Origin of the sequence: Streptomyces sp. NPDC018045, from assembly GCF_044327445.1 — a bacterium.
Lineage (GTDB): Bacteria > Actinomycetota > Actinomycetes > Streptomycetales > Streptomycetaceae > Streptomyces.
Genome location: NZ_JBIRFL010000060.1, coordinates 1 through 6,208, shown reverse-complemented (window position 1 = coordinate 6,208; position 6,208 = coordinate 1). Strand labels below are relative to the sequence as shown.

The 6,208-nt window shown below is 67.8% G+C and carries 5 protein-coding genes and 1 pseudogene; 2 read left to right on the top strand and 4 right to left on the bottom strand.

Translation table 11 applies throughout. The features are described 5' to 3' along the window. Positions 1–181: 181 nt before the first annotated feature. Positions 182–331, top strand: a pseudogene (locus ACH4EB_RS38370) (biliverdin-producing heme oxygenase); the annotation flags it as partial. Between the two features lie 46 nt (positions 332–377). On the opposite strand, the gene ACH4EB_RS38365 reads toward ACH4EB_RS38370, so the two are convergent. Together ACH4EB_RS38365 and ACH4EB_RS38360 are read right to left on the bottom strand one after the other, a co-directional pair. Then, positions 378–1,247: a recombinase family protein gene (locus ACH4EB_RS38365; protein ID WP_398353161.1), complete on the bottom strand. Its 870-nt coding sequence runs from the start codon at positions 1,245–1,247 to the stop codon at positions 378–380. A 386-nt stretch (positions 1,248–1,633) separates the two neighbouring features. Beyond that, entirely contained in the window at positions 1,634–2,518 is an 885-nt protein-coding gene (locus tag ACH4EB_RS38360; protein ID WP_398353159.1) for an NAD(P)-dependent oxidoreductase, read from the bottom strand. A gap of 49 nt (positions 2,519–2,567) precedes the next feature. Here ACH4EB_RS38360 and ACH4EB_RS38355 point away from each other — a divergent pair, with 49 nt between their 5' ends. Continuing rightward, positions 2,568–3,014, top strand: coding sequence for a MerR family transcriptional regulator (locus ACH4EB_RS38355; protein ID WP_398353158.1), 447 nt, complete (start codon positions 2,568–2,570; stop codon positions 3,012–3,014). A gap of 182 nt (positions 3,015–3,196) precedes the next feature. Here the strand turns inward: ACH4EB_RS38355 and ACH4EB_RS38350 are convergent, their stop codons facing one another. Together ACH4EB_RS38350 and ACH4EB_RS38345 are read right to left on the bottom strand one after the other, a co-directional pair. Further along, positions 3,197–5,056, bottom strand: coding sequence for a Tn3 family transposase (locus tag ACH4EB_RS38350; RefSeq protein WP_398353157.1), 1,860 nt, complete (start codon positions 5,054–5,056; stop codon positions 3,197–3,199). Next, a complete protein-coding gene (locus ACH4EB_RS38345; protein WP_398353156.1) occupies positions 5,038–5,445 on the bottom strand; it encodes a hypothetical protein in 408 nt (135 codons plus the stop codon). The genes ACH4EB_RS38350 and ACH4EB_RS38345 overlap by 19 nt, the downstream gene beginning before the upstream one ends. Positions 5,446–6,208: the final 763 nt, after the last annotated feature.

The following is a 6,208-nucleotide window of genomic DNA, read 5'->3' as shown; positions in this document are numbered from 1 at the left end:
CGGTTGTGGTCGTTTCTTGAAAGCGCGGGGCGGCGGGGCGTTCGCTGGGGGTGTGCGGGCCGAGTCCCGTCTGCGCGGAGGTGAGGCTCCGTGCCCCGGCCCGCCAGGGGGTGGGCGCCATGCCCGAGACCATGGAGAAGGTCGGCAGCGTCACGCGGGACCGCTACGAGGAGATCATGGCACCGCCGCGCTGGAGCGCGATCTGACCCACCTGGGCGGCCCCTCCTGGCGTACGGAGCTGGAGCCGCTGCCCGCCACGGCCGCGTACGCCGCCCGTATCGCCGAGTGTGCCGACGGCTGGCCGGCCGGCTATGTCGCCCACCACTACACGGCCCTGGAGTCCTAGCTCAGACACCAGCCGCAAACTAGCCGGGTGATCACGTGGCCGCCGTCGTGGCGGCCTGTTCGTCGTGTTCGCGCAGCATCCGCATGACGGTGGCGGGCGAGGGGTGCCGGCCCTTCTTCGCACCCGTGGTGATGACGAGCCGCTCGGCGATGTCGCGCAGGCTCATCTCCTGCTCGCGCAGGTGAAGGGCCATGGAGAGCATGGACTCGTCGGTGACGCCCGCGCCGCCGATGGTCTTGCCACGCTTGCGGGCGGACTCGTGGCCTTCGAGGGTGCGGTCGCGGATGTACTCGCGCTCCATGCCGGACATGGCCGCGAGCACGGTGAATACGATCCCGGAGGGGTCGTGCGAGCCCTTCAGCTCTCCGGCGAGGAACTCCAGGCCGATGTCGCCGGCCTTCAGCTCCTCGGCGAGCATGGCGAGTTCGATGCCGCGGCCGAGCCGCTTGTGCTCGTGGACGACGAGGGTGACGGCGACTCCGGAGGAACGGATCTCCCAGGCGAGCTTCACGGCGGCCTCCAGCTCAGGGCGCCGGGTGGCGCGAGTGGAGATCTTCTCGGAGAAGACGCGGGTGACCCCGGCCTCGGTGAGGGAGTCGAGTTGTGCGTCGAGGGACTGCCGGGCGGTCGAGGCGCGGGCGTATCCGAGGCGGACGTGTCTGGCCGGTTCGGCGCTGGCGCTCACCGGCCGGGGCAGTTCGGTCCATGTCGAGCCCGGCTTGCGTACGGCGGGGGTCGGCACGCTCAGCGCCTCGGCGAGTTGGGGCACGAGGCGGAAGCGGGCGGTGTGGTACTGGATCGCCACTTTTTCCTTGCCTGTGCGGCAGGGGGAGCCGGCCGGGGCGGCGCAGGTGGACATCGGGCAGTCGTGCGATTCCACACGCTTGAAGTCGTCGCTCACAAGCCCGGACTGTTTCATGAGGGTGTTTCAGACGTCCAGTCGTTTGCAACGACTCATGAAACATGACCGCCGCAGGTAGACCGCCGGGCGGCGGGGTGTTTCACGAGTGACCACCTATGAAACTAGACGCATAGTTCCGCCTGGGTCCTGCGAAGCGACCGCGGTCGACCCTCGCAGCCATCCGCGCCGTTTGGCCCGCGCATCGTAGGGATGCGGGGCCAAACGACGCAGCCGAGTACGCCGGTCCCACGCGGTCAGCTCATCCTTCACAGAGTCGGAGGAGTTAGCTCGGGTAGTTCGGTGAGGCGGCGACGGTCGTGAGGGTGTGGTGATTCCCGGCAGACTCCCGCTTCTCTGAGCTGACTAGATCCCGGTGTCGGGATCGGTCAGTCGTTGCGGAGCTTGCCGAACTCCTCGATCAGCACGGGATACTGCTCTTTGCCGTGTCCGGCAGCGATCGCCCGGTCGGCCATAGTCTTGAGCAACTTCGGCAGTTCGGCGTTCACCCCCACTGCCTCGCTCTCCTCGATCAGGTGCTCCATGGCCCGCGCGTCGGTCTCCAGGGCGGATACCTCGGCGGGGAAGCAGCCGCTGTCGATCTGCTCGGCGTATCCAGGCAACCACTCGGCCACACCGGTGGCGATCTGCCGCGCGAACGGTGCATACGTCGCGGCGTCGACGCCGGCCGTCCTGAGCATGGCCGTGCCCTGGAGCCAGGCGTTCAGGACGCTCCACATCATGGCCAGGCCGGCCACGTCGTACAGCGACGCAAGCCCATGGTCCGCCCCCAGGTAGGCGACGGTGCCGAGCGCGCCGAGTGCCGACTCGTGCGCCTCGAAGTCCGCCTGCGGCCCGCTGTGCAGAATCACCGCATTGGCGGTGCCGATGGCTGACGGGATGGCCATGACGGCGCCGTCCAGGTAGCGGGCACCACGCTGCTCGGCCCATCGAGCGGCTTCCCTTGCCTGGGCCGAGCTCCCCGAGGTCAGGTTGAGCAACATCGTGCCGTCCAGCTCGACACCGTCCCCTCCGAGCAGCTCGTACAGGGCCGGGTAGTCGGTGACGCAGATGATCGTCAGTGAACCTGCCTTGAGTGCGTCGCCAATGGTCGGTGCCAACTGTGCACCCCCTGCTACCAGTTGGTCAGCTTTGGAGGACGTGCGATTCCACACGATGGTGGGATGCCCGGCTTTCAGGAACGCGCCGGCGAGTGCCTGGCCCATCAGGCCGAGTCCGATGATGGTCACGGGTGTTTCGGTGCTGTCGTTCATGACAGCATCGTCAACGTTGATACCGGTGTGAAGGTCAAGTGAGGTAGCGATGCGGATCGGGGAACTGAGTCGTCGGACGGGAGTCCACACTCATCAGTTGCGTTACTACGGAGCCCAGGGGCTGTTGGAGGCGGACCGTGGTGCGAACGGTTATCGCGAGTACGACGAGACCGCCGTACTGCGCGTGAAGCAGATCCGGCACTTGCTCGGTGCCGGTCTGTCTTCCGAGGACATCGCGTACGTGCTGCCGTGCGCACTCGGAGAGGCCCCGGAGCTGCCCGGATGTCCCGAGTTGCTGGCCGCGATGCGGTCACGGCTACAGCGACTGAACGATCAGATGGCCACCCTCGCCCATTCTCGCGACGCTCTTGCCGCCTACATCGATGCGGCCGAGCAAACGGGCCGGGAGAGCTACCCCCTCTTTGACAATGCTGACCGGGGCGCCGGCCCCGTCCAAGGAGCCGCGATGTCGTCCCTGGCCCAAACGTCGCCTTGACTGTACGTGCGGACACGCCGTGACCGCGCCGGTCATTTGCCGCCTCCGGCGCACTCCGACTGGTCCGCCTCCAGGTGCGCGTGGTGCTCGACAACTCCGGCATGGCCGCGTGGCAGGCGCTCAGTGGGTCGAGCGCCCACGCGGCCTCGTTCATCCGGGGCCGGTGGGGTTCTGGAAGCCCTTCATCGTGTCTCCGTGCTCGATCGGGCGGCGGTGTCCGCCGGGGTGCGGGGGCGGGGCACCGTGAGCCCCAGGTCGAGGCGCTTGTCCATGTCCAGGCGGAACGTACCGTACGGGTTGACGTTCGACCAGAACAGCGCGGTCAGGCCGCGCCGGTCCTCGTCACTCAGCTTCTTCGCCCATGCCGACTCGGCCAGGACCTGCTGCACCAGCAGAGTATTGACGTGCACGAGCGCGGACTGGAGCAGGTGCAGGGCGAGCATGGAGGTCTCGGCGTGCTCCTTGTCCGGGCCGGTCAGGGCGCCGTCCTTGCCGTAGTGGAGCACGGTGTTCGCGCTGTTCCAATTCTCCACGACCTGGAGCCCGCCGTGGATCTCGCGGCGCAGGCCGGGACTGGCCAGGTAGTCGCAGGCGAAGACGGTGCGCACGGCTCGGCCGAGTTCTTCGAGCGCGGCGTAGGTGGGGTGCTTGGGGCCGCCGCGGGTGAAGCGCCGCAGCACCTGCTCGGCCTCCGCCGTTCCGAGCCGGAGTGCGGTGGCGTACTTGACCATCTGGTCGTACTGCTGCTCGATCAGCTCCCAGCGGATCGGCCGCGTCAGCGAGGCGCCGAGCGCGGGCCAGCCGGGCGGGGTGTCGTCCGGGCGGTACAGGCGGATGCTGCCGATGTTCTTCAGCCGGGGCAGCAGGCGGAAGTTGAGCAGCTCGGTGAAGGCGAACCCGACGACGCTCGCGCCGTGGGTGTCGACGTAGTTGGACTCGATCTCGGCGTCGGTGCAGTGGCGGAGCAGGCCCTCGATCATCGCGGCGACCTCGGACGACGAGCAGCTCTTGAGCTGGGAGTAGATGCAGACGTTCTTGCGCTCCACGTGCCAGTAGATCATCACGCCGTTGCCGCCGTAGCGGGCGTGGTACTCGGTCATGAAATTCGAGGACCAGGACCCGAACTTCTTCGAGTCCGACGCGCACGCGGTGCCGCGGCCCCACCATGCGGTGTCTCGGGCGGCGAAGGTGGCGTTCACCAGCCTGGTGACAGCGGCCCGCAGGTTGTCGACGGTGATGAAGTGCCGGCGCACATGCCGCAATGCGGCCTCGCTCTCGCCGTGCTCGCCGGTCGCCACGATCGCCCGGATGCCCATGTTCGTGCCCAAGGCGAAGAGGGCCAGCAGCAGGCGGCGCTGGAGGACGTCACGCTCGATGCGCTCGTAGGCGGCCACCGAGGAGAACTCCTCGGTGAAGCCGGTCAGGAAGTCGGCGTTCTTCAATACATCCAGGAGGTCCAGGACGCCCCAGCGTCGTGCGGCCTCCTCCTTGAGGGCCGCCAGGCCGGTGGGCTCGGCCAACGGCTCCGGCTTGGGCACGGTGATCCACGGCTCGCCCTTGCGAGTGGTGACCTTCACACCGCCCGCTGAGCCGTCCGCGAGCGCGCGGGACAACTGGTCCAGGCCCGCGGTCATGCGCTTCTTCAGGTCCGCGATGAACACCCTCGGGTTCAGCGGCTGCCGGATCGCGGCGTAGTGCACGGCGCGGGTGGCCTCGAAGTCGCCGGGCAGGTCGTCCTCCGGGTTCCGCCAGCGCGCGGCGCCCTCGACGTAGATCTCGCGGCGCCGGACCGCGTCCCGTAGCGCGACCAGGACAGACAGCTCGTACGGAATGCGCTCGACCCTGCCCTTGTCGTCGACGACCGCCTCGCGCCAGTCCTTACGCACCACGCCCTCCATGGGCACGTCGTCGCCGGCGTCGTAGAAGCGGGTCTTACCGTCGATGTCGGCGTACCTCTTCAGCAGCTTCATCGCGTCCATCACCGGCCGGTAGGCGGTGTTGTTGCACTTGAAGCCCAGGGTGTTCAGCAGCGGCGGCAGCATCTGCCGGTGGTAGAGCTGTAGGAGGAGCGCAGGGTGGTGCGAACCTTGGCCCTGAAGACCTTCTCGTTCGCCTTCGCCTCGGCCACCAGTTCACGCAGCGTCTTCTCCCCGACCGCCGGGAACAGGGCCCGACGCACGACCTCGTCAGGCTTGTCGACGGCGGCCATGGCCAGCTTGAAGAGAATGCCCCCCTTGCCGCGGACCTTCTTCAACTCGGCGGTGAGCTGCTTCTCCACCCGCCGCTCGGCACGAGCGTTGATCTTGTGGACCAGAGCGACCAGCAAGTCGACCAGGGCATCGGTGATCTCCGCCTGCCGGGATGAGCACAGCGCCGCGAGCAGAGTGATCCGTACGTCCTCGCTCGTGTCGCGGAAGTCCGAGGGGTACATCTTGATCGCCCGTGCCCGCCAGGCTGCCAGGCTGCCAGGCTGCCACCAGCTTCTCCGAGCAGTCCGTGAACAGCCCGTCGGGCAGCCCGAGCTTGCGCACGTCGTTGAGCTTGGTGATCTCCGTCAGCAGGGAGTCCAGGCCGACCGCGCCCGGGTCGCGCTTGAGCGCGGCCAGCAGAGCGGTACCCGCCTCGTTGTCCTCGGCCACCAGGGACAGCAGCCGAGCCGTGCCCGCCTCGCCCAGGCGGCCGATCGTGCAGACACAGAACGTCTTCTCCCACTTGCCCCGCGCCGCGACCAGGACCTTCTCGACCCGAGTCCGGCCCGGCGGCTCGATCTTCCGGGCCCGGCACTCGACCAGCAGGGCCTCACGCTGCCGGACCTCCACCAGCTCGACCGGACAGACCTCCACAGCCAGCTACTCGGCCAGCGCCTTAGAACTTCAGCAAGAGACTGAAGCCGAGCCGGGTCGTCCCGGTCTTGTTCGCCACCAGGTCCCAGTCGCCGTCTACCAGCGTCCAGTTCGCCAACAGCTCCTCTGGCGAGCACTCTTGCCGCACGCCCGCCCCTTTGGCCTCGATCACTCGATCAGACCAACGACGACGCCCAGGACGGAGAAACGGGACTCGTCCAACTACCCGCGACCTACTTTGCGGCTGGTGTCTGAGCTAGGTCGTGTCTTCAAATGATCTTGCGTGGTGGATCATGGTCGGGTGATACGTCGACATGAGCTGTCGGATGCCGAGTGGGAGTTCGTCCGGCC